The sequence below is a fragment of the Kineosporia sp. R_H_3 genome (assembly GCF_002198675.1).
Classification (GTDB): Bacteria; Actinomycetota; Actinomycetes; order Actinomycetales; family Kineosporiaceae; genus R-H-3.
The window spans coordinates 48,946-50,162 of the sequence record NZ_MWLL01000161.1; the positions used below are offsets into that span (position 1 = coordinate 48,946).

The following is a 1,217-nucleotide window of genomic DNA, read 5'->3' on the forward strand; positions in this document are numbered from 1 at the left end:
CGGCGGCCGCCTCCTCGCGGCGGACGACGGCGTCGCGGATCCCGGCGGCGAGCGCGGCGACCGGCTCGGCGCGGACGGCGTCCCGCAGCAGCCGGCGTGTCGTCTCGGCCTCCTCGGCGGAGGTCATGAGGTCGTCCCGGGCCGCGGTGAGCGCGGCGTGCTCGGCGCGCAGCGCGGCCAGCGCGGTGGCCTCGGTGTGCGCCCGCTGGGCGACGTCGAGCCGGCCCTGCGCGGCGACGCGGTGGGCCAGGGCGTCCTCGGCGGCGCGGGCCGTGTGGCGGCGCAGCACCGTGAGGCGGCGGCGCGGGGCGTCTGCGCCGTCGGTCGGGTCGTCTGTGTCGTCGCCCAGGTCGTCGGCTGTTGCGTCGGCTGTCTCGTCGGCCGGGTCGGCGGCCGCACCGGGGCCGGCGCCCAGGGCCGCCCACTCGTCGTCGCCGGACCCGGCGGCGGGGACGCCGCCCAGCGGCTCGACGGCCTGCTCGGCGCGGGCGAGGAGCAGGCGCGTGCGCTCGGCGACGGCCTCGACCCGCTGCCGCTGCTCGATGCGCCGCTCCCGCACCCAGGTCGCGAGCGCCGCGTACCGGTCGGTGCCGAAGAGCTTCTCGAGCAGCGCCTTGCGCTCCTCGGCGTCGGCGCGCAGGAACGCCGCGAACTCGCCCTGCGGGAGCAGGACGAGCTTGGTGAACTGGTCGGGCCCGAGGCCCAGGAGCTCCTCGAGCAGGTGCGCGGCCTCGTCGATGCGGGCGGTCAGCGGCTCCCAGGATCCGTCGACGAGCTCGCGGACCGTGACCCGGGCCTGCTCCGGCGTCGTCCCGCTGCCGCGCTTCTTGGGCCGGTCCCACGCGGGGGACCGGGTCACCTCGAAGCGGCGGCGCCCGACGGAGAAGTCCAGGCGCACCTGCGGCACGGTGGCGGGGTCGGCGTGGTCGCTGCGCAACCGGACCGTCGTCCGGCGCGTGCCGGGGACCTGGCCGTAGAGGGCGAAGCAGACGGCGTCGAGGACGCTCGTCTTGCCCGCGCCGGTCGGCCCGTGGAGGAGGAAGAGGCCGCTCTCCGCGAGCGCGTCGAAGTCGACGGACTCCGAGCCGGCGAACGGCCCGAACGCCGTGACGTCGAGCCGGTGCAGCCTCACCCGGCCTCCTCGAACAGCGACGCCTGCTGGGCGGCCGGTGCGGCCGGACGGCGGCGCCGGGGCGGGGGCGCGGCGGCCGGCGGGC

1 protein-coding gene is annotated in these 1,217 nt (G+C 78.7%); it reads right to left on the reverse strand.

Going from position 1 to position 1,217, the window contains the following annotated elements; translation table 11 throughout:
- On the reverse strand, nt 1-1,132 hold a 1,132-nt coding region (locus tag ECOMGDLI_RS35375; protein ID WP_198954950.1), incomplete at its 3' end, for an AAA family ATPase.
- Nucleotides 1,133-1,217: the final 85 nt, after the last annotated feature.